The 19,963-nt window shown below is 36.1% G+C and carries 25 protein-coding genes; 21 read left to right on the top strand and 4 right to left on the bottom strand.

From position 1 onward, the window contains the following. Nucleotides 1–148: 148 nt before the first annotated feature. Nucleotides 149–616 carry a cyclic-di-AMP-binding protein CbpB gene (gene cbpB, locus FC32_RS02715; RefSeq protein ID WP_025087630.1) on the top strand — a complete coding sequence of 156 codons (468 nt, stop codon included), beginning with the start codon at nt 149–151 and terminating at the stop codon, nt 614–616. 49 nt (nt 617–665) lie between these two features. Here cbpB and FC32_RS02710 read toward each other — a convergent pair whose 3' ends face one another. Beyond that, complete coding sequence (locus FC32_RS02710) at nt 666–1,592, bottom strand: mechanosensitive ion channel family protein (protein ID WP_025087631.1); 927 nt, start codon at nt 1,590–1,592, stop codon at nt 666–668. Between the two features lie 152 nt (nt 1,593–1,744). Between FC32_RS02710 and FC32_RS02705 the strand changes: the two genes are divergently transcribed. Next, on the top strand, nt 1,745–2,158 hold the full coding sequence (locus tag FC32_RS02705; RefSeq protein ID WP_025087632.1) for a DUF948 domain-containing protein: 414 nt from the start codon (nt 1,745–1,747) through the stop codon (nt 2,156–2,158). A 27-nt stretch (nt 2,159–2,185) separates the two neighbouring features. After that, entirely contained in the window at nt 2,186–2,659 is a 474-nt protein-coding gene (locus tag FC32_RS02700; protein WP_025087633.1) for a hypothetical protein, read from the top strand. 83 nt (nt 2,660–2,742) lie between these two features. Here FC32_RS02700 and FC32_RS02695 read toward each other — a convergent pair whose 3' ends face one another. Then, nucleotides 2,743–3,846 (bottom strand): M24 family metallopeptidase, encoded by a 1,104-nt coding sequence (locus FC32_RS02695; RefSeq protein ID WP_025087634.1) that lies wholly within the window; start codon nt 3,844–3,846, stop codon nt 2,743–2,745. Nucleotides 3,847–4,059: 213 nt separating this feature from the next. Between FC32_RS02695 and ccpA the strand changes: the two genes are divergently transcribed. The 16 genes from ccpA (at nt 4,060) to FC32_RS02615 (ending at nt 16,317) form a co-directional block, all read left to right on the top strand. Continuing rightward, entirely contained in the window at nt 4,060–5,067 is a 1,008-nt protein-coding gene (gene ccpA / locus FC32_RS02690) for a catabolite control protein A (protein ID WP_025087635.1), read from the top strand. A 97-nt stretch (nt 5,068–5,164) separates the two neighbouring features. Continuing rightward, nucleotides 5,165–5,683 (top strand): VanZ family protein, encoded by a 519-nt coding sequence (locus FC32_RS02685; RefSeq protein ID WP_025087636.1) that lies wholly within the window; start codon nt 5,165–5,167, stop codon nt 5,681–5,683. A 112-nt stretch (nt 5,684–5,795) separates the two neighbouring features. Beyond that, on the top strand, nt 5,796–6,527 hold the full coding sequence (locus FC32_RS02680; protein ID WP_004051694.1) for a YebC/PmpR family DNA-binding transcriptional regulator: 732 nt from the start codon (nt 5,796–5,798) through the stop codon (nt 6,525–6,527). A 187-nt stretch (nt 6,528–6,714) separates the two neighbouring features. Next, entirely contained in the window at nt 6,715–7,641 is a 927-nt protein-coding gene (gene rbsK, locus FC32_RS02675) for a ribokinase (RefSeq protein ID WP_056957250.1), read from the top strand. Nucleotides 7,642–7,745: 104 nt separating this feature from the next. Further along, on the top strand, nt 7,746–8,714 hold the full coding sequence (comGA, locus tag FC32_RS02670; protein ID WP_025087637.1) for a competence type IV pilus ATPase ComGA: 969 nt from the start codon (nt 7,746–7,748) through the stop codon (nt 8,712–8,714). Then, a complete protein-coding gene (locus FC32_RS02665; protein WP_025087638.1) occupies nt 8,650–9,711 on the top strand; it encodes a type II secretion system F family protein in 1,062 nt (353 codons plus the stop codon). The genes comGA and FC32_RS02665 overlap by 65 nt, the downstream gene beginning before the upstream one ends. Then, nucleotides 9,708–10,004 carry a competence type IV pilus major pilin ComGC gene (locus FC32_RS02660; protein WP_025087639.1) on the top strand — a complete coding sequence of 99 codons (297 nt, stop codon included), beginning with the start codon at nt 9,708–9,710 and terminating at the stop codon, nt 10,002–10,004. Before FC32_RS02665 ends, FC32_RS02660 begins: the two co-directional genes overlap by 4 nt. A gap of 4 nt (nt 10,005–10,008) precedes the next feature. Further along, nucleotides 10,009–10,437: a hypothetical protein gene (locus tag FC32_RS02655; RefSeq protein ID WP_025087640.1), complete on the top strand. Its 429-nt coding sequence runs from the start codon at nt 10,009–10,011 to the stop codon at nt 10,435–10,437. After that, nucleotides 10,430–10,699: a hypothetical protein gene (locus FC32_RS02650; protein ID WP_025087641.1), complete on the top strand. Its 270-nt coding sequence runs from the start codon at nt 10,430–10,432 to the stop codon at nt 10,697–10,699. Before FC32_RS02655 ends, FC32_RS02650 begins: the two co-directional genes overlap by 8 nt. Before the next feature lie 10 nt (nt 10,700–10,709). Continuing rightward, nucleotides 10,710–11,135, top strand: a complete 426-nt coding sequence (locus FC32_RS02645) for a competence type IV pilus minor pilin ComGF (RefSeq protein WP_025087642.1) — start codon at nt 10,710–10,712, stop codon at nt 11,133–11,135. Nucleotides 11,136–11,141: 6 nt separating this feature from the next. Next, nucleotides 11,142–11,432 carry a hypothetical protein gene (locus tag FC32_RS02640; RefSeq protein WP_025087643.1) on the top strand — a complete coding sequence of 97 codons (291 nt, stop codon included), beginning with the start codon at nt 11,142–11,144 and terminating at the stop codon, nt 11,430–11,432. A 115-nt stretch (nt 11,433–11,547) separates the two neighbouring features. Further along, nucleotides 11,548–12,552 carry a class I SAM-dependent methyltransferase gene (locus FC32_RS02635; RefSeq protein WP_025087644.1) on the top strand — a complete coding sequence of 335 codons (1,005 nt, stop codon included), beginning with the start codon at nt 11,548–11,550 and terminating at the stop codon, nt 12,550–12,552. A gap of 155 nt (nt 12,553–12,707) precedes the next feature. Further along, complete coding sequence (locus FC32_RS02630) at nt 12,708–14,081, top strand: amino acid permease (protein WP_025087645.1); 1,374 nt, start codon at nt 12,708–12,710, stop codon at nt 14,079–14,081. Between the two features lie 238 nt (nt 14,082–14,319). Then, complete coding sequence (locus tag FC32_RS02625; protein ID WP_056957248.1) at nt 14,320–14,901, top strand: YutD family protein; 582 nt, start codon at nt 14,320–14,322, stop codon at nt 14,899–14,901. 13 nt (nt 14,902–14,914) lie between these two features. Further along, on the top strand, nt 14,915–15,685 hold the full coding sequence (locus FC32_RS02620; RefSeq protein ID WP_025087646.1) for a TIGR01457 family HAD-type hydrolase: 771 nt from the start codon (nt 14,915–14,917) through the stop codon (nt 15,683–15,685). After that, complete coding sequence (locus FC32_RS02615) at nt 15,685–16,317, top strand: TIGR01906 family membrane protein (protein WP_025087647.1); 633 nt, start codon at nt 15,685–15,687, stop codon at nt 16,315–16,317. Before FC32_RS02620 ends, FC32_RS02615 begins: the two co-directional genes overlap by 1 nt. Before the next feature lie 50 nt (nt 16,318–16,367). Here the strand turns inward: FC32_RS02615 and FC32_RS02610 are convergent, their stop codons facing one another. After that, nucleotides 16,368–17,009, bottom strand: a complete 642-nt coding sequence (locus FC32_RS02610; protein WP_025087648.1) for a VTT domain-containing protein — start codon at nt 17,007–17,009, stop codon at nt 16,368–16,370. Nucleotides 17,010–17,164: 155 nt separating this feature from the next. Next, entirely contained in the window at nt 17,165–18,169 is a 1,005-nt protein-coding gene (locus FC32_RS02605; RefSeq protein ID WP_025087649.1) for an NAD(P)/FAD-dependent oxidoreductase, read from the bottom strand. Between the two features lie 290 nt (nt 18,170–18,459). Here FC32_RS02605 and FC32_RS02600 point away from each other — a divergent pair, with 290 nt between their 5' ends. Together FC32_RS02600 and FC32_RS02595 are read left to right on the top strand one after the other, a co-directional pair. After that, nucleotides 18,460–19,032 carry a peptidylprolyl isomerase gene (locus FC32_RS02600; protein ID WP_025087650.1) on the top strand — a complete coding sequence of 191 codons (573 nt, stop codon included), beginning with the start codon at nt 18,460–18,462 and terminating at the stop codon, nt 19,030–19,032. Between the two features lie 12 nt (nt 19,033–19,044). Beyond that, nucleotides 19,045–19,437: a CvfD/Ygs/GSP13 family RNA-binding post-transcriptional regulator gene (locus FC32_RS02595; protein ID WP_035460076.1), complete on the top strand. Its 393-nt coding sequence runs from the start codon at nt 19,045–19,047 to the stop codon at nt 19,435–19,437. Nucleotides 19,438–19,963 lie beyond the last annotated feature (526 nt).

Genomic DNA, 19,963 nt, shown 5'->3' with positions numbered 1-19,963 from the left:
ATTAGGTAAGTAAGTACAGTAAGCATAAGTTGTAACCATGTTGTTAAGGACGCTGAAGTGGTATAATAGATGCAGATAAACTTTGCTTAGGTTGCACAAGAATAAGTAAACTTAGGTGAAAATAATAAATTTTTGGACAAAGAGGACAATGATATCAAAAGCAGTTGAGCAAATGCTTAATCAACGAAAAGATAAATTTTTGATTCCAGCGGAAATAGTTGCTAATGTGCAAGAAACAAATACTTTGGACCATGCATTTCTAGTACTTACTAAAGTAAAATACGCTAAGATTCCTGTGCTTGATAACGAGCAACATTTTAAAGGCTTATTGTCGTTAGCAATGATCACCGATACGATGTTGGGGTTGACTGGAATCGAAACGAAAAATTTAAAAGAATTACAAGTTAAAGATGTTATGCAGACTGATGTTGCCACGATCCAACCACCATATGATATGGAAGAAGTTTTGCATGAGTTAGTTGATCAAACGTTTCTAGCGGTTACTGATGAACACGGTATTTTTACCGGGATCGTGACTAGACGCGAAATTATGAAAGCCATTAATTACTTGGCACATGATTTAGAAAAAGATTATCAGTTAACTGAAAGAGAATAAAAAACAAAGACCACCGAAAAATTTCCGGTGGTCTTGTTTTTTTATGAGCTCAAGCAGTTGAACCTAGATTAAGTGGTGAAATTGGGATGTTAAAGCCAGCAGCTTTTAAAGCCTGAAGATAGTGATCCAATAGGATTCGTTGGGTCTGAGCTTGTGCGCCATGATTAGTATAGGCACTCACTCTAAAAACTAAATTACCATTTCCAAGGTCAACAATTCCCAAGATTTTAGGTCCGTTAGTGATATCAGGTAATTTAGGAACCAATTTTTTGTTGACTTCAGCGATAATTTTGCGCATTTCATTCGTATCTTTTCGAGGATCAAGCCGAATGTCGACCACTGCTTGCATATTGTTGCGTGACATATTACTAACAACAGTGATACTCCGATTAGGAATAAAGTTCAAAGTACCATCATCGCTTAATATTTGAGTTGTTCTTAATCCAACGGCATGTACCGTTCCAGTGATCGTATTGATTTTTACGGTATCGCCCACAACAAATTGTTGTTCCAGTAAAATGAAAAAGCCCGTTACAATATCGGTCACAAACCCTTGTGCACCTAAACCTAATGCAACACTGACGATCCCAGCACTGGCAAGTAAGGTGCTAACTGGGATCCCCAAGATGGAAAGGATCGCATAAAAATAAAAGAACAAGACACAGTAATGGAAAATATTTTGTGTCAAAGTGTAGATCGTTCCTAAGCGACCAATCGAGTAAGTTGATTCTTTACGTTTGGCTGAGGCAAAACTACGGGTAATGAGCTTTTTGCCGGCTGAATGGATCAGCAAAAAGAGAACTGAGATCAAGAAAAGTGATATTCCGGTCGTAATGATCTTAGTGATAATGCCGTCCCAATCGATATTTTTGATGTAGTTGTCAAGGATTCCAGTTTGTTTGACTACTTGCTTGGATACATCGGTCGAAATCGACGAATCAGAAGATGCAGTTGAAGCTAACCGATATATTGCCATAAAATCATTCCTTTAATTAGTTTATATTTATCATAGCAGATTCTAAAAGTATCTGTGAAGTGAAATTTTAACAATAACAATGACGTAATAATTGAAGTTTTTTTGATCTAATGATATTCTAAAAGCAGTAAAACTTGATGGAGGGGAAGAAGATGACAATAACGTTTGGGCAAATTGCCGGATTGATCGCAGCGTTAGCATTTTTGATCTTAGTGGTATTTATTTGTGCTGTTTTAAAGAATTTAGTAACAACAGTCAAAGAAATGAATACAAGTATCAAAACTTTGACAAAAGATGCTGATAGCATTGCTGGCAATGTGGATGAATTATTGAATAAGACTAATGTTTTACTAGACGATATCAACCACAAAGCAAGCGAATTAGATCCACTATTTAGAACGGCGGCTGAGCTCAGCGAAAGCGTATCAGATTTAAACGAAGCAAGTCGTTCGATGGCTGAAAAAGTTGTGCATTCGACCGAAAATGCTGCTAAGGCAAGTATGGCTTTTCGTTTTGGCAAAATGGCGATTGGCTTATGGGATCGCCGAAAAACAAAATCTAAGTAATCTTAACTAGTGAGGAGTGGATTTACTATGGGTAAGAAATTGTTGTTTAGTTTAGGAGCTGTTGTAGCAGGTGCAGGTGTGGCTTATGCAGCTTCAAAAAAATTAACTTCAGAACAAAAAGATAAGTTAGCAATGAAAGTTGACGAAGCTGTATTAAATGGGCGCGAAAAAGCTTTAAAGTACAATGATTATTTGCAACAATTTTTAGAAGAAAATGGCATTGATGATTTGAAAGATAAAATCATGACACGTGCCGATGAATTAAAAAATGAGCAAGCGGTCCAAGATGCTTTGGATTCATTAAAGCAAGCTACAAGTGATTTAAAGGAACGCCTTGAAACAACAAAAGATAAATTCGATGACTTAGTGGACGAAGAAACTCCTGAAGATTGGAACGATGATATTGTGATCGATGGTCGCTCAGCTTTTGGTGAAGCAAAAGACCAAAAAGAACAAACATATGAAAAACCAACAGAAACTTTCTATCCACGCAATAAATAATTGAAAACAACAAAAAGAGCTTAGTCAAAAAATTGACTAGGCTCTTTTTAGTTTAAGCACTAATTTAAGAAATATTTCCTGGGTTAATCAAGTGGTAATGTGCGTAATTCTTTTGGTGTGTGGGTGAAAGACTGATTACCGTTTTCGGTTAAGTAAACACAGTCTTCGATCCGCACGCCAGCAACTCCTGGAATGTAGATTCCTGGTTCAATTGAGAAGCACATACCAGGTTGTAAGATGAGCTCATTTCCTTCCATAATTGATGGAAATTCATGGTCGCTTTGCCCGATCCCGTGGCCTAAACGGTGGATGAAATATTTACCATAACCTGCTTTGGTAATGATATCGCGTGCGATCTTATCTAATTCAGCAGCACGAATCCCTGGCTTAGCAGCGTCTTGGGTGGCAAGCTGTGCCTCTAAGCAGACATCATAGATTTCTTTTGTTTTAGCATCAACTTCACCAAATGCTACAGTCCGTGAAGCATCTGACATATAGCCTTGATATTCGACCCCTAAATCAAAGAGACAGAGTTTATTAGCTTGAATGAGATCAGCTTTAGGTGCACCGTGAGGATCTGCGGCATTGGAGCCACTTTGCACGATCGTATCAAAACTCATATGCAAAATGCCATTTTTCTTCATTTCATATTCGATCTCAGCCGCAACATCTTGTTCAGTCACTTTAGTTGATAAAGCCTTGAAGCCAGCTTCAAAAGCAACATCAGCCCATTTGCCTGCTTCACGAAGTAAGGCGAGTTCTTCTTCGGTCTTGAAAAGACGTTCTTGTTCGATCAAAGGTGAGACATTGCCTGTGAAAGTTGCGTTTGGGAAGAATTTACGCAATGCTTCGTATCTTTCCACTGAGAGATTATTTTTTTCTAATGCCCATTTTTGTGGATCAACGCCTAATTGCGTAATGTGATCCTTGATCAATGCATAAGGGTCTTCATGGTCTAAATAGCCATAAACTGGGTAGTTCCAGCCAGCTTTTTTAACCGCTTCAACTTCTAATGCTGGAGCAAAAATAAATGGGTCTTTATCTTTAAAAATAAACAGTGCAAGTGTACGTTCGATTGGATCGCTTCCAAAACCAGTAAAGTATTGAATGCTCTTCCAGTCACTAATGTAAGCAACGTCCAATTGGTTTTCAGCCAACCAGTTTTGAACTTTTTGAAGATGTGACATAAAATCGCTTCCTTTGTAATTTGATTAAACGAATTTATTATACCATAAGTAGTGATCTTGAGCAGTTTAAGTACTTAAGTTGGATAATGAAAAAGTGTGAAAAAGAAGATGATAAAATTCTTGAACCGCTTGCATTTAGTAAGAAACTTTGATAAATTAAAGGTGGTTACAATGAAAACGAGAGTGAAAATTAATTTTTGAAAGGATAATACCATGGAAAAACAAACAATTACAATTTATGATGTTGCCCGTGAAGCAGCCGTTTCGATGGCAACCGTTTCACGTGTTGTTAATGGCAATCCGAATGTGAAACCAGCAACACGTAAAAAAGTTTTAGAGGTGATCGATCGCTTAGATTATCGTCCTAACGCGGTCGCTCGTGGTTTAGCAAGCAAGAAAACAACCACAGTTGGTGTTATCATTCCTGATGTTACTAACGTATATTTTGCATCTTTAGCACGCGGTATTGATGATGTTGCGTCAATGTACAAATATAACATTATCTTGGCAAATTCAGATGGCAATGCCCAAAAAGAAGCACAAGTGTTAAATACTTTGTTGGCTAAACAAGTCGACGGGATCATTTTCATGGGTAATAACATGACAGATGAACTTCGGGCACAATTTGCGCGTGCTAAAACACCGATCGTATTGGCTGGTTCTGTTGATGCCAAAAATGAAGTTGAAAGTGTGCACGTTGATTACACTGCGGCAGTTGAAGAAGCAGTAACTGATTTGATCAATCATGGCAATAAGCGGATCGCCTTTATTTCTGGACCATTAAGTGATCCAATCAACGGTGAATATCGTCTTAAAGGATACAAGAATGTTTTAGCTAAAAATGGTATCGAATTTGATCAAGATCTAGTTTTTGAAACTGATTATAGCTATCGTGCGGGTGAAGTATTATGGCCAGCACTCGCTTCTGCTAAAGCAACAGCTGCTTTTGTTGGGGATGATGAATTAGCTTGTGGTGTTTTGAATGGGGCTAAAGATGCTGGTATCAAAATCCCTGAAGAATTTGAAATTATCACAAGTAATAACTCTAAATTAACTGAGATCGTGCGTCCACAACTTTCCTCGATCACACAACCTTTATATGATATTGGCGCTGTGTCAATGCGCTTTTTGACTAAGATGATGAATCGTGAAGATACTTCATCAGATCAAAAGACGATCGAGTTACCATACGGCTATATTAAACGTGGCTCAACCAAATAATAAAAATCGTTAAAATGATGATGTAGCCTTTACCGCTCTATTAGAGAAGGGGTAGAGGCTATTATTATTTATGTTGGCGATGAGATGAGGGGCAATGATGAAGAAAACAAAGCGACTTTTTACTTGGGCGAATTTCTTTTTGATGATCAGTTTATTGATCGTCATAATACTATTTGTCAGTTCTTCAATGACATATTCACAACAAACATCGGTACCTTTTTTACAAAAATATCTAACTAATAAACCATATGAAACTGAACTATTACCGATTTCATTTTCATATGGTGGTAAGGTTATTAGTATTGAGAGTGTGGGATATTATAAATTTATCGAGTTTTTCATTCGAAAAGCAGCTCACTTCTTTACTTATTTCTTTTTAGGTGCCTTTTTAAGTTTAGGTTTAGCCACTTACGTAAAAAGAATGTGGATCGTCATTTTGAGTAGTTTGATCTTAGCGGGTGGCTATGCTGCATTTGATGAATTTCACCAAATGTTAACGGGTGACAGAACACCTTTGATCCAAGATGTGATTTTGGATTCGATAGGTGCGTTATGCGGGATTTTGTTAGCTGTCAGCTGTTATTATATTTTCCAAAAAACTCGCACCAAAAAATAAAGCAAGTTTGTTTGGCGTAAGCGTGAGTTGAGGGTTGCAAGGATAGTAAATTTTTTGTTAAAATATACACGGCTTATTGCTAAATTTTACTTTTCGGAAAGAGGTATTAGAAATGTCAGGACATTCTAAATGGCATAACATCCAAGGGCGTAAAAATGCTCAAGATGCAAAACGTGGAAAAATTTTCCAAAAAATCTCGCGAGACCTATACATGGCTGCAAAGAGTGGCGGTCCTGACCCAGACGCCAACCCACAATTGCGCCTTGTAATGGAAAAAGCTCGTGCAGCTAATATGCCAAAAGATAACATCAAACGTGCTCTTGATAAAGCAACTGGTGCGAATGGTGCAAACTACGAAGAAATTACTTATGAAGGATACGGACCAGCTGGTGTGGCTATTTTAGTTCATGCTTTGACAGATAACCGTAACCGGACTGCTTCTGCTGTACGGACTGATTTTAACCGTAATGGTGGTAATTTGGGTGAAACTGGTTCGGTTAGCTTTATGTTTGATCGTAAAGGTTATATTGCGATCGTACGCGAAGATCTTGATGTAGATGAAGATCAAATGTTTGAAGATGTGATCGAAGCTGGGGCTGAAGATCTCCAAACTTCAGATGAAGTTTTTGAAATCTACACTGAACCAAAGATCTTTGAAGATGTACGTGATGCTTTACAAGCTAAGTACGATCTTGACTCTGCTGAAATCACGATGGTTCCACAAAACACGGTACCAGTTCCAGAAGATAAGGTCGAACAATTACAACGTTTGATCGATCGTTTAGAAGATGAAGATGATGTTTCCGAAGTCTTCACTTCAGCAGAATTTCCCGATGAAGATTAATAATTAAAAATAAAGGAGCTACTACGGTGGCTCTTTTATTTTTGCGGTAAATCTAGTAAAGGGCTCTTATTTACTGTGTGATATGCTATAATGAATAGTGAATTTTGACTATATTTCAAAACATGCTGATATGTTTTGAAATATGTAATAAATACGAGCTTTATAGAAATAATGATGGAGGAAAATTATGGTCAATAGAGTAACAGTTTTAGGCAGCTTGAATGTTGATAATATCATGCAGATCAAGCGTCTGCCGTTGCCCGGTGAAACAATGACTATGTCGGCTAAGCAAATTGCTGGTGGAGGTAAAGGAGCAAATCAAGCGATCGCTGCAGCACGCTCGGGTGCGATCACGGCTTTTATTGGTAAAGTTGGTGAAGATGAGCAAGGTCGTTTGATGAAAAAATATCTTACAGAGGCTAATATTGATACCTCAAGTGTTACACTTGCAGCACAAGAAACTGGCCAAGCCTTCATTTTACTACAAGAAAGTGGCGAAAATAGTATCTTAGTGTTGGGTGGAGCAAATCAAGCGATCACTAATGATGATATTGAACAAGCTAAAGATAAGATCAGTGAAGCAGATTTTTTGATCACGCAATTTGAAACTCCGCTCGAAACAGCGATCACGGCTTTTAAATATGCTAAGGAAAATGATGTTGTGACTATTTTGAATCCTGCACCAGCAAAACGTGTTCCAGAAGAATTATTAAAAAATGTCGATCTGATCGTTTTAAACGAAACAGAAACGGAATTATTGACCGAGATCAAGATCACAGGTGAAGATTCGTGGAGTACTGCAGCTGAAAAATTAGCACAATTAGGGGTAAAAAATACGATCATTACGCTAGGGAGTAAGGGTGCTTACTATAAGACAACGACAGCTGAAGGGTTTATTAGTGCATTTAAAGTCAATGCAATCGATACAACTGCTGCCGGTGATACATTTTTAGGTGCTCTTAGTTCACAATTACACCATGATCTTTCAAATATTGAGGAAGCAATCGTTTATGCTAGCATGGCTTCAGCATTAGCCGTACAAAAGTTGGGTGCGATCCCTTCGATTCCTGAAGTTGATGAAGTGAATAACGCTTTAGGTGGCGCTGATTTTTAATTAAATACCAGAATTAGAAGTTGTGACTGATGCTCACAACTTTTTTTATTTGTTTCAAAAAAAATTCTCTTTTTTGCGTATTTATATTGTGAAAGGGGGAAAAGATGATGCAGATAGCTGAGCAATTATTGGAAAATGCGTTGCAAGTTCACGCGATGGATATTTTACTTTTACCATTTGGAACACTTTATCGCGTGAAATTTTTCATTATTGATCAATATGTCGAACAAGGCGAACTTAGTGTGGAGGAAGCGCAAAAAATTATCACCTTTTTTAAATTTAAGGCAGATATGGCACTTAGTGAACACCGGAGGCCACAATTGGGGGCTTGGATGTACCAACAAAAAGTTTATTTGCGTTTTTCCACGGTGGGGGACTTTTTAGGGCGCGAGTCATTAGTTATTCGGCTGATTTATCCATTAATGGAAAATAAAATAAACTATTTAGTCAAAGAGCAACAGTCGATTTTTCAAACAGCTTGTCAAAATAAGGGCTTGATTTTATTTTCAGGTCCGATGGGTTCAGGTAAAACAAGTGCGATGTATCAATTGGTTAAATCTTTGGCTAAAAAACAAGTCATGTGCATTGAAGATCCCATTGAGATCCAAGAACCAGAATTTTTACAGATTCAGGTTAATGATAAAGTGGGGATGGACTATACAACTTTACTTAAAGCTGCTTTACGGCATCATCCAGATATCTTTATTATTGGGGAAATCCGTGACCTAGCGACGGCTAAGGCTGCAATCACAGCGGCTTTGAGTGGTCATTTAGTATTGAGTACAGTTCATGCGCCTGGAGTTTATGCGGTTGTTGAACGCTTATTAAATCTAGGGGTCAATAAATTAGAATTACAACAGGTCTTACAATTGGTGTCGTATCAGCGCCTGTTGCCGTTAATAAATGGCGAACGTGGCGTTTTATTTGATATTTTATCAGGTGAAAAATTATTTGAAAAAGTAGTAACAAGTGACTTACAGCAGATGACAAATAAATGGAGGGAAGAGCTTGAAAAATGTCTTCATGCACGCCAAATTACCGCACAAACATTCCAACACTTTCTTAAAGGCTAAAAAACGTTGGACTTTAAAACAAGAAGCTCTTTTCTTCAGCTTATTAGCTGATTTATTAGGAGCGGGATTTTCACTCAAGCAGGCCTTGCAGAGTTTACAAAGTTTTATGGCAATAAATCTAACAGGGGTCGTGGAATATCTAAACACAGGTGGAAGTTTTAGTGCTTCACTGAAAGAAAACATTTCAGAGGCACTTTATTGTCAGCTTTATATTGCAGAAAAACACGGAAATTTGCTCCAAACTGTCCAGCAACTAGGCCAGTATCTGACTAAACGGTTGCAACAAAAAGCGAAGTTACACGCTTTGTTGATTTATCCACTTCTTATTTTAGGAATGTTAGCCTTTATTTTGAGTGGCATAAAAATTTGGCTTGCGCCAGAATTAGTTCGTTTTAATTCTCAGCGAGCAACGGTGTCGTATCGCCAAATTGAAAATTATGCCTGGTATATTGGGGCAATATTTAGCATAGTTATGTTTTTTTACGTACTCAAGATAGGATATTGGTGGAAAAAGCAATCTTTATTGGGACGGCATAGTTGGTATAGTGGGCTACCGGTGCTTGGTAAAATTTATCGGCAATATCTGCGTTATTATCTGACCTTTAATTTAGGGCTTCTATTGCGCAGTGGGTTAGAATTTCAACAAATTTGTGAATTGTTACAAAGTTTCTCTCCTAATACTTTATTACATCAATTAGGGATAGAGTTAGAAAAATATTTAGTAAGTGGCCGAAATTTAGCTGAACTTATTAAAAATTATCACTTTTTCCCAACTGAGCTAGGGTTGTTTTTTGAAAAAGGAAAAACACAACTTGAAATTGGGGATGATTTGCTGTCGTATTCTAAATTAGCATATTTACGTTTATTGCAACAAATGGACGTTTTGTTGTCATGGGTTCAACCACTACTTTTTTTGTTGATAGCAGCTATCATAATTGGAACATATTTAGCCTTACTTTTGCCTATTTATTCGAGTTTAGGGGGAATGTATACATGAAACATAAGGTATCTGGTTTTACTTTAGTAGAAATGGCAGTCGTTTTGTTTATTATCAGTTTATTGATCTTAGTTGTGATCCCTAATGTGTCCAAGCAACGTACTAACGCGGAAACCGTGAATACGCATGCGTTGCAATCGGAGTTAAATACCCAAGCACAACTTTATGCCGATGAAAAAGGGGTTGAAATGAATAGTGTCCAACCGGCTGATTTAGAAAAAGCTGGCTATTTAACGGACAAACAAGTTAAAGAAATCGATAAGCATCACTTAAAAGTTGGCGATCAAGGTTGAGCTTATGTGTAGAGCAAAAGCATTTACGTTGAGTGAAATGGTAATAGTCTTATTCATAAGTGGACTGTTTTTTTCATTAGGTATTGGACCTGGTAAACGAGCTTTGGCGAATTTAAATGAGCAAATGTTTTTTAGAGATTTACGTCAGTTGTGGTTTGCAACTTTTTACCGCTGTATTCAAAATAACACCGTTGCAATAATTTATGTTGAAGATGATAAAATTATTTTTTCTGATTCTGCAGACCACAAGACGATCTTAACTTATCCCAAGACTTTGCATCATGCCAGTGGGGTGTCAACTTATATAATTCAAAAGACTGGTTCGATGCGTCCTGATACTGAAGAATTTTCATCAACTTTGGGAAAGGTTTACGATATGCATGTTCAACTGGGATATGGTATGCAATATCGTTTGGAAGTAAAAAATGAATAATAAACTTAAGGGGTTTATGTTGCTTGATAGTTTATTAGGGATGAGTGTTTTATTGCTAGTGGTCACGCTAGTTTGTATAAGTACAAATGAATTTAGCAAATTAGAAAATACGGCTTATCATCAATTATTAGCTGCACAAGCTTTATTAAATAAAAGTGAGCAAAGTGCGCAAACTTTATCATCCGACAAAATTCGCAAAGAAGGGATCAGTGTCACTGCATATGATGGGAAAAAAGTTCAACTATTTATCTCAGAAAAATAAGAGTTTTTCATTGGTTGAAGCGGTAGTAGCACTAGTTATTTTGAGTTTAGGGATGACTATCATTGTTGGGACCACTCAGATCATTAGTCAACAAGTACACGCTAATAGTTCTGACGATCGCTTTGAATTAGAGCGACTAGTAAGTTTTTTACAGGCTGATCGGATGCAGTTTGAACTTGTTTCATCACCCAAAAGTGAACTGACACCTGAATTATATAGTTTAGTCAGTAAAAAGCATTACCGGTTGTATTATGCTGCCAAAAAGTCTGAAGTTATTATGACGACTGTAGAAAATAATGGTTACATGATATTGCTTTATGGTGTAGACGATTTTGAACTCAGCAATATAGGCAATAAGCTTCATTTATCATGTACACTGCACCATAAAAAATATGAGCTGGATTTTTTGCTCCCATTGTGGAAAGAAAAAAGGTGAATTTTTTTGAAATTACGTGCGACTTTATTGAGTTCAGCATTATTATTTTTAGCCGTGGCAACGCTTTTCTTTTATGGTCAATTGATGTTTTATCAACAACATATCGCTGCTTATCGCTTACAAACAGCACGTTATCAAGCACTTAGTTTGGTTGTTATTTCACAAAAACTTAGTATTACTGAAAATCAGACACTACATTTTAATCTAGGGATATGTACTTTAAAGCAAGGTCATTTTCAAGTCAAACTGACTAGTGGACAGCAATTTTCTTTCACAGCTACACAGGTTCCTAAATAAAGATAGCTTTGCTAACGACTTGAAATTATGATGAGATGTGCGATAATGAAACGGGTAATTGGAACTATTTTTATTAAAGTTTCAAAATAAGTCGTTTAGGGTGTGAAGAGTAGCAGTGTCAAAAATAGAAGAGAAGTTTCAATTAATAAACGAAGCGATTGAAATCCTGCAAGCAAATGTAAAATGTAGTTCGTTGGATGCTTTGATCGAAACGTTTGATAATATGTTGGATAATGGAAATGTTCACGTTGAAGATGGACTGCCAGATGAAGAAACAATCCAAAAATTAACTAAATTATATCAACAAATTGATTTAGCCTCACTTTCAAAAGAAGAAAGAAGAGCATTATTGCAACTTTCCTTGCTCCAAGTGTATAAAAAAGAAAAAATTCAGGCTAATCATCAAATGACGCCAGATACGATCGGCTTTTTATTAGCTTACTTAATTGAAAAATTAGTAACTTATAAACCAGGAATCAAACTATTAGACCTTACAGTCGGAACGGGTAATTTACTTTCTGCTATTTTAGGAACTTTAGAAAACAAAGGTTGGGATGATTTAGCTTTATATGGAATCGATAATGATGATACTTTGATCTCTCTAGCAAGTATTTCATCACAATTAATGGAAAGTGATACTAAATTGGTGCATCAAGATGCGATCATTGATTTACAAGTTCCACAAGTAGATGTTGTAGTGGGGGATCTTCCAATCGGCTATTATCCTCTTGATGAACGAGCTAGTGCTTTTGAAACTACCGCTAAGCAAGGGCATTCATATGTACACTATCTTTTGATCGAACAGGCTTTACATCAATTAAATGATGGTGGTTGGGGCATGTTTGTGGTACCAAAAGGATTGTTTGAAGCACCTGAAGCTAAAAAATTGTTGGAAGTAATTCAAAAATATGGTTATCTGCAAGGATTGCTTAATTTACCACAAAAGCTATTTGTTAGTGAAAACTCACAAAAATCTATTTTGATCATCCAAAAGCAAGGTGCAACAGCTAAGCAAGCTAAACCAATTTTATTAGGGGAATTTCCGCTAATGAAAGATCGTGCTGAATTTGTGAAGTTTTTAGCCGAAATTGATGCATGGAAAGCACAAAATTTTAGTTGATAATAAAATAAGGTCATTGGTGCAAAATAAGGTATCAATGACCTTATTATTTTGTTTTAAATGAATTAAATTCATCTAAAAATGAAATAGTTGAATTTTACTTAACTTAAATATTAAGCTAAACTAAACTATATAAATGTAAAAGGAGTTTTTTGATGGAAAAAGAAGAGCAATATGCCCGTGGATTAAAAAGTAGACATGTGCAACTGATTGCGCTAGGTGGAACAATTGGGACTGGCCTATTTTTAGGGGCAGGAAAATCGATCCAATTGGCGGGCCCTTCGATTGTATTAGCTTATTTAATAACTGGAGTGATCTGCTTTTTGCTGATGCGAGCAATGGGTGAATTGCTTCTTTCTGATTTGAATAGTCATTCTTTTATTGACTTTATCGCTAAATATTTAGGTAAAGACGTCGGCTTTGTAACTGGTTGGACGTATTGGATCTGTTGGATCACAATTGCCATGGCTGATGTGACTGCTAGTGGGATGTATATTCATTACTGGTTTCCACATATTCCCGAATGGATCCCAGGATTTATCATTTTAGCCATTCTGTTAGGTTTAAACTTGATTACAGTTGCTTTATTTGGTGAAACTGAATTTTGGTTTGCTTTGATCAAAGTTGTGGCGATCATTGCACTGATCATTGTGGGGATCATCTTAGTAGCTGTTGGCTATAAAACTCCAAGTGGTCAAGCATCGGTTGGAAATCTAGTGAACTATGGTGGATTATTTCCTAAAGGTCTGACAGGCTTTTTGATGTCTTTTCAAATGGTAACATTTGGCTTTATTGGGATCGAAATGATCGGGGTAACGGCCTCAGAAACAGAAGATCCAAAGACAGTAATCCCTAAAGCAATCAATGAAATTCCCTTACGGATAATTATTTTTTATGTAGGCTCATTACTTGCATTGATGTGTATCTATTCATGGAAAGCTTTCAATGCTTCACAAAGTCCATTTGTTCAAGTATTTGAAAGTATTGGTATTCCAGCAGCTGCCGGGATCATTAATTTTGTGGTTTTGACCGCTGCAGCTTCGGCATGTAACAGTTCGATCTTTAATACTGGTAGAATGGTCTTTTCCCTGACTTATAAAGAAAAAGGTAAGTTTGCTAAAAAAATGAGTACTTTGTCACGTCATCAAGTTCCTGCCAATGCGATCAAGTTTTCAACGGCGATCATTGCCTTAACGGTCGTAGCTAATTTGGTGATTCCAAATACGTCTTTATTTACATTCATTTCTAGTGTTGCAACGACTTGTTTCTTATTTATCTGGGGAGCAATCGTGTTAGCACATTTGAAATATCGTAAAGAACTTAAACAAAAGAAACAAAAAAATACCTCAACCTTTAAAATGCCACTTTACCCAGCTTCAGATTATGCTGTGTTGATTTTCTTAGTCTTTGTTTGTGTGATCATGTGCTTTGAAAAGTCAACTTTACTTGCATTATTAGCGGCATTGGTGTGGTTTATTGCGTTATTTTTTGTTAATCGAATGCGTAAGAAAAAACAAGTAGAAAATTAACTTATTAAAAAGGCTTTGATTATTTATCAGGGCCTTTTTATTATTAGGATTTACCATTCAGAGTAAATTCCGCTATACTATATTAGTGATAAGTACTAAAAAAGTTTTATACGAAAGAAGAATATGGATGATTCTTACCTTGAATAGGATGGATAATATTTTTAGAAAGGAAAAGCTATAGCTCTTTTGTATTATGTAATCATTAAGATAGTTTCCATATTATATAGCAGTGATTTAGTTGAATAGTGAGAAAAAAGAACGGCGTGAAGCCCAGTTAGCTAAAAAAGCTGAAACCATTCGCGCATTTGCAAGTGAGATCATTGTTCAGAGTCCTACGCGGATTTTGATCGATAGTCATCCTTATGTTATCGAAGAAAATTATCGTAACGGTTTTAACGTTGAAAAATTGAAAGAACGGTTCAGTGATATTTTAACAAAATATGATTATATCGTAGGCGACTGGGGCTATGATCAATTAAGGTTACGGGGTTTTTATGCCAAAAATTCTACGAAGGGAACACCAGCTCAAAATATTGAACGGTTGCAAGATTATTTATATGAATATTGTAATTTTGGTTGTGCCTATTTTGTACTTAGAAATTTAGACGTTCAGACACCACCAGAAAGCGTGAATAATCAAAAAAATAAAAAAACAAACAATCGAAAAAATATTAATAAAAGGCGTCCCAAAACAAATAAACCATATACATCTCAAAGAGTATATGATATAAATAAAAAACAACAAAAGCATAAAGAGTATGCAACAAAACAAGTTAAAAAGCGGAAACGTCACTTTACGATCCGCCAAACTAACAAGTAAGAGGAGTTTTTTTATGAAAAAATATGCTGGTTATATGATCGATCTAGACGGTACGATTTACCGTGGGAAAGAAAAAATCCCAGCTGCTAAAAGATTTATTGAACGTTTACAAGCAGCAAAAATTCCATTTTTATTTGTTACTAATAACAGTACTAAAGCACCAGAGCAAGTAGTTGAAAATTTGGCAAAGAATTTTGACATTCATGTCACAACTGCTAACGTTTATACTACTGCCATGGCTACGGCAGATTATATTTCAGAATTAGATGAAACAAAGAAAACTGCTTATGTTATTGGCGAGTTAGGCTTAAAGCAAGCAATTCTTGATCGTGGTTTTACTTTTGTAGAACAAGATCCTGATTATGTTGTGGTCGGTTTAGACTACGATGTGACCTATCATAAGTTTGAATTAGCAACGTTAGCAATCAGAAATGGTTCTAAATTTATTGGCACAAATGCTGATACTAACTTGCCTAATGAACGTGGGCTAGTTCCAGGGGCTGGGTCTTTGATCGCGTTAGTTGAATGTGCAACGCAACAAAAGCCGGAATTTATTGGTAAACCAGAAAAAATTATTATGGAAAAAGCTTTGAAACGTTTAGGAGTAGCCAAAGACCAAGTTGTAATGGTGGGCGATAACTACATGACAGATATTAAGGCAGGAATCAATTCTGGAATCGATACGATGTTGGTATATACGGGAGTTTCTACAAAAGAACAAGTTAAAAAAGAAGCGATCCAACCAACGATCCAGTTAGATTCATTAGACGAATGGAATATCTAATGTTATTTCAGCGATGTAAAGTACTTTTAGTGCAGTTATGTCTCTTTTTCTTTATTGTGACCCTATGTATTACCGTAACGATCAATTTTCACCCACTTTATTGGTATTTTGTGAAACATTACGATTTGGCGCAAAGTGTAGGGGTAACTACGCTACAACTTAAGACGGATTATTTAAAATTATTAGCGTATCTAAACTACCCTTGGGTCACAGATCTAAAGATGAGCATTCCGGTTTCATATAACGGGATGCGACATTTTGAAGATGTAAAGTGTCTTTTCTTAGTGAATTATCTAGTATTGCTAGTTACGGCTTTTCCTGCGATAAGTTACTTTTTAAAGCTGTGGCGCAGAAGAGAATTTTGGAAACTCCAAAATAAAATTTACGGGATAGCGGTAGTTTTATTTTGTTTAGGGTGTTTCATGTTGCTTGACTTTCAGCGGTTTTTTGTGTATTTTCATAGAATTCTATTTAACAATAATAACTGGATTTTTGACCCAAACTTAGATCCAGTGATCAACGCATTACCTAGTACGTATTTCCTAGCATGTTTTGGGCTGTTTTTGAGCCTATTTGCAGGAAGTTTAGGGGCTATCTTTTGGTTAGGAAAAAGACAAGCAAAAAATAATTAATAAAAAGGATGATCTTGTAAGCTAAGATCATCCTTTTTTGTTAGAAATTATTATTTTTTAGAAAGTTTAGATTTTAATGCACCAATGATCGCCGGAATTAAGGAAACAGCAATGATCCCAATAATGATCAAGGAGAAGTGTTCTTTAACTACTGGGAAATTACCGAAGAAATATCCTGCACCACAGCAAAGTGCTACCCAGGCAGTTGCTCCGATCAAGCAGTAGCGGATAAATGTTTTGAAATTACCACCACTACTACCGTAAACAAACGGGGAAAGGGTACGAATGATCGGCATGAAACGTGCTAATGAGATCGCAACGCCACCATGTTTAGTGAAAAACTCTTCTGTACGTTTTAAATCAGATTCTTTAATGAAACGTCCAAAAAAGGAATTATGTGTTAATCGTTTTCCGAGTTTATGTCCAATAAAAAAGTTAAGTGAGTCCCCTAAAACAGCGGCTAGCCAAAAGATGACGACAAAAATCCAAATGTCTAAGCTGTATTTAGGGTTTGCAGCCATAGCGCTAGCTGCGAAGAGGAGTGAATCACCGGGAAGAAACGGCATAATAACAGCGCCAGTTTCGATAAAGATGATCGAAAATAAGATCAGATACGTCCAGTCGCCAAAGTTATTAACGATTTGGATCAGATGAGTATCAATATGCAAAATAAAATCAATTAAGTGTGACATATTATTGATCGTTCAAGTCAGAATCAGAAAGTACCTGAACGTGTTCCTTTCTTTTTACTGGTTGGATCTATAAAGCAACCCTTGGAAGTTTTCTGCAACAGACTTTCAACTTCCAATAAACAATATACTACAAATTAAGGTAAATGTATTTTAAATTAATTTTGTGCTTCTTCGAATTTTTTGATGAGTTGCGTACTGTGTGCCGGTTGACGCTTGTCGGGGTAAATATACAGTAATGCATTATTGACCGCTGTTGGTGCTTCTCCAAATCCTGTTGCCATTAAATCAAGCTTACCTTCATGTTGGGCGATATCGCCGATTGCGTAAATTCCAGGAGTGGAAGTTTCCAAAGCGATGTTTGTTTTGATTCCTCTATTCTCTAAAGTGAGTTGCCAAGCTTCCATTGCTTTTGAGCTAGAAGAAAAACCGTAGTTGACTAAAAGATGGTCAACAGTCAGTTCTTTAGTTTCGTCTGATCTAACTTTATTTAGGGTTAATTTGAGTTTACCTTGGTTGTCAGCCAATTCTGAAATTAAGTATGGAGTTTGGAAAATAACATCGGTTTGTTTAAGAGCAGCTATGTTAGCTTCAAGCGCACGGAATTTATCGCGGCGATGGATCAAATGGATAGAATTGGCAATTGGCGCTAATTCTAAAGCCCAGTCGATCGCTGAATCGCCCCCACCAGCAATCGCAAGATCTTTTCCGCGAAATTTTTCGATATCGGTAACTAAATAGTGTAGATTAGAACCTTCAAAGTCAGACGCATTTGCTAATTTTAATTTTCGGGGTTCAAAAGCACCAGCACCAGTGGCGATAATGATGGTCTTTGAATAAGTTGTACGTTTGGATGTTTTGATCTCAAAGCCATCCTCAACTTTAGTAAAGCCCTCGACTGTCTCGCCTAAAAAGACGTCTGGTGAAAAGTGTTCAAGTTGTTTTTCCAATTGTTGAACTAATTCGGAGCCTGTTACCGCTGGAAAAGCGGGGATATCATAAATTTTTTTACTCGGGAAGAGTGCTTGGACTTGTCCTCCGAGTTGATCAAGGCTTTCAATGATTTGGGTCTTAGCTAAGCGCATACGTGCATAGGTGGCAGCAAACATTCCAACTGGACCGCCACCGATGATCGTAATATCGTAATAATCTTTTGTGTGCATCTCGTTAAAGAAACTATATCAATGTGGAAAAATATAGTTTTCCTTTCGTAATTTATTTAAACAATTAAAAGAGCTAAGTGAATATAATGACCATATTCCACATTTAACAGTTGTACTATGGTAACTATATATAAACTCGAATTTAATTGCATACATAATTGTAGACTGTGAGTAAAATCTAGCAACTAAACTTACAATATCACATTAAGAGTGTAAAATAAAATTGGTAATAAATTTTTAGTTCGAGTATCATATTGTATGAATAAGATATTTTATGAGGAGGAAATTTTATGGATTACTTGCAGTTGGATGCAGCAAACTTAAAACCAAATGCAATAATAAAAACAAGTTTAGGTGATATTGCGATCGCGCTATTTCCTGAACAGGCACCCAAAGCAGTTGAAAATTTTGTATCCTTAGCTAAAAAAGGATATTATGATGGCGTGATTTTTCACAGAGTGATTTCAGATTTTATGATCCAAACAGGCGATCCAACCGGAACAGGTATGGGAGGTCAAAGTATTTGGGAAAAAACTTTTGAAGATGAGTTTTCTTCAGAATTATATAATTTACGTGGTGCAGTTTCGATGGCTAATGCAGGTCCAAATACAAATGGTAGCCAATTCTTTATCGTAGAAAATAAAAATATGCCTAAACGGATTTTGAAACAACTTACTGATTATCCCGAAGAAATCGTGACTGCTTATAAAAAGGGTGGAACGCCATGGTTAGATGGGCGTCATACTGTTTTTGGTCAAGTAGTATCTGGGATGGAAGTGGTCGATAAAATCGCTAAAGCAAAAACAGATTGGGGCGATAAACCACTAGAAGATGTGATCATTCAGAGCGTTGAATTGATTTAGAGGTAATTTAAAATGGAGATTGAATACCGGATAGGGATGGTGCTAGAAGGTAAGGTTACCGGAATCCAGCCTTATGGTGCTTTTGTTGAATTAGATGAAAATACTCAAGGTTTGATTCATATATCTGAATGCCATCATGGATTTGTTGATGATATTCAAAAGTATTTAAAGGTAGGGCAAAAAGTTAGGGTGATGATCATTGATATTGATGAATATACTAAAAAGATCTCTCTTTCTGTGCGCTGTTTAGAAAAGCCTTTTGATTTTTCACAACCAAAACATACACGCTATCATCATAAAAAATATTGGACTAATCGCCATGTTTATGAGGGATTTACGCCAATTGCAAAGAATTTAGATCATTGGGTAAATGAAGCATTGGAAGATATTGCTGAAGGTAAATGATCTGCTGATAAAAACTTCATTGAGAAGGATACCTTTCTTGATGAAGTTTTTTATTATATAAAGTAGTGTTTTGCCATTTTATGTTATTTGAGATGGACGATTATCTCAAATAATTTTAAGTTATTAATATGTAATTATGAACATGATTTAGCTAAGATAATAATAAATGAAAGAATTTCGAAAAAATTGTTGACGTTAGGTGTTGATTATTGCTATACTATAAAAGTTGCTGATGCAGGACAGTTACTTAAAAATATAATATAAAAAATGTGTTGACATTGAATTGAGATACATGATATTATATTTAAGCTGACTTGTTACAGTATAACAAAAAAATTATTTTCCTATTGACAGGAAATGATGATTTTGATAAGATAATTAAGTCGTGTTAATTGATTGATAAAAAATATTTCAAAAAGTTCTTGACAAAGAAAGATGGAATATGATATAATAATTGTGTTGATTGCGATAATGATTAACAAGTAGATCTTTGAAAACTGAACAAAGTTTCGATAAGCAAATGTGC

Source organism: Ligilactobacillus apodemi DSM 16634 = JCM 16172, from assembly GCF_001434405.1.
Taxonomy (GTDB): Bacteria; Bacillota; Bacilli; order Lactobacillales; family Lactobacillaceae; genus Ligilactobacillus; species Ligilactobacillus apodemi.
The sequence above is the reverse complement of the archived record's forward strand: the minus strand, read 5'-3'. Positions and strand labels throughout refer to the sequence as shown.

What these genes read in the sequence shown, in the direction of transcription:
- cbpB (WP_025087630.1), top strand. Translation starts at nt 149, where the DNA reads ATGATATCAAAAGCAGTTGAGCAAATGCTTAATCAACGAAAAGATAAA.
- FC32_RS02710 (WP_025087631.1), bottom strand. Translation starts at nt 1,592, where the DNA reads ATGGCAATATATCGGTTAGCTTCAACTGCATCTTCTGATTCGTCGATT.
- FC32_RS02705 (WP_025087632.1), top strand. Translation starts at nt 1,745, where the DNA reads ATGACAATAACGTTTGGGCAAATTGCCGGATTGATCGCAGCGTTAGCA.
- FC32_RS02700 (WP_025087633.1), top strand. Translation starts at nt 2,186, where the DNA reads ATGGGTAAGAAATTGTTGTTTAGTTTAGGAGCTGTTGTAGCAGGTGCA.
- FC32_RS02695 (WP_025087634.1), bottom strand. Translation starts at nt 3,846, where the DNA reads ATGTCACATCTTCAAAAAGTTCAAAACTGGTTGGCTGAAAACCAATTG.
- ccpA (WP_025087635.1), top strand. Translation starts at nt 4,060, where the DNA reads ATGGAAAAACAAACAATTACAATTTATGATGTTGCCCGTGAAGCAGCC.
- FC32_RS02685 (WP_025087636.1), top strand. Translation starts at nt 5,165, where the DNA reads ATGAAGAAAACAAAGCGACTTTTTACTTGGGCGAATTTCTTTTTGATG.
- FC32_RS02680 (WP_004051694.1), top strand. Translation starts at nt 5,796, where the DNA reads ATGTCAGGACATTCTAAATGGCATAACATCCAAGGGCGTAAAAATGCT.
- rbsK (WP_056957250.1), top strand. Translation starts at nt 6,715, where the DNA reads ATGGTCAATAGAGTAACAGTTTTAGGCAGCTTGAATGTTGATAATATC.
- comGA (WP_025087637.1), top strand. Translation starts at nt 7,746, where the DNA reads ATGATGCAGATAGCTGAGCAATTATTGGAAAATGCGTTGCAAGTTCAC.
- FC32_RS02660 (WP_025087639.1), top strand. Translation starts at nt 9,708, where the DNA reads ATGAAACATAAGGTATCTGGTTTTACTTTAGTAGAAATGGCAGTCGTT.
- FC32_RS02655 (WP_025087640.1), top strand. Translation starts at nt 10,009, where the DNA reads ATGTGTAGAGCAAAAGCATTTACGTTGAGTGAAATGGTAATAGTCTTA.
- FC32_RS02650 (WP_025087641.1), top strand. Translation starts at nt 10,430, where the DNA reads ATGAATAATAAACTTAAGGGGTTTATGTTGCTTGATAGTTTATTAGGG.
- FC32_RS02630 (WP_025087645.1), top strand. Translation starts at nt 12,708, where the DNA reads ATGGAAAAAGAAGAGCAATATGCCCGTGGATTAAAAAGTAGACATGTG.
- FC32_RS02620 (WP_025087646.1), top strand. Translation starts at nt 14,915, where the DNA reads ATGAAAAAATATGCTGGTTATATGATCGATCTAGACGGTACGATTTAC.
- FC32_RS02615 (WP_025087647.1), top strand. Translation starts at nt 15,685, where the DNA reads ATGTTATTTCAGCGATGTAAAGTACTTTTAGTGCAGTTATGTCTCTTT.
- FC32_RS02610 (WP_025087648.1), bottom strand. Translation starts at nt 17,009, where the DNA reads ATGTCACACTTAATTGATTTTATTTTGCATATTGATACTCATCTGATC.
- FC32_RS02605 (WP_025087649.1), bottom strand. Translation starts at nt 18,169, where the DNA reads ATGCACACAAAAGATTATTACGATATTACGATCATCGGTGGCGGTCCA.
- FC32_RS02600 (WP_025087650.1), top strand. Translation starts at nt 18,460, where the DNA reads ATGGATTACTTGCAGTTGGATGCAGCAAACTTAAAACCAAATGCAATA.
- FC32_RS02595 (WP_035460076.1), top strand. Translation starts at nt 19,045, where the DNA reads ATGGAGATTGAATACCGGATAGGGATGGTGCTAGAAGGTAAGGTTACC.